A 341-nucleotide genomic window follows, 5' to 3' on the forward strand; every position below is an offset into this window, starting at 1 on the left:
TACCAGCGGCGTTGGCCGGGAATCCGGGCCCTTCGGTTCCACCCGCGCCGCGGCGACGGCGCTTTCCCCTGGCCGCAAAGCCGGTGTTGGAAACGGATGCATCGCCAAATCCAAAGCGGCGGCGGGCCCGTGTTCCAGGCCAACGCTGTGGTGACATCGGGCAGCGCGGATTCCGGTTGGTCCTGAAGTCAGGGTGCCGCCGCACTCCAAAACGTCCGGTAGTACCTTCCATGAGCGTGAACAGTCCGGAATCCATAAAGAGCCAAAAATTTTATGCTTGGCCGCTCACTTTCCGGCCCATTTAACGCCAGGACGCAATGGCGCCAAGACGCAAAGATTCT

At 61.3% G+C, this 341-nt stretch carries 1 protein-coding gene; it reads left to right on the forward strand.

Annotated features, from left to right (window positions below; genetic code table 11):
- Positions 1–186: hypothetical protein (locus BQ17_RS22365; RefSeq protein ID WP_218068091.1), on the forward strand; the 186-nt coding region annotated here is incomplete at its 5' end.
- Positions 187–341: the final 155 nt, after the last annotated feature.

This window comes from Candidatus Thiosymbion oneisti (genome assembly GCF_900092655.1).
Taxonomy (GTDB): Bacteria; Pseudomonadota; Gammaproteobacteria; order Chromatiales; family Chromatiaceae; genus Thiosymbion; species Thiosymbion oneisti.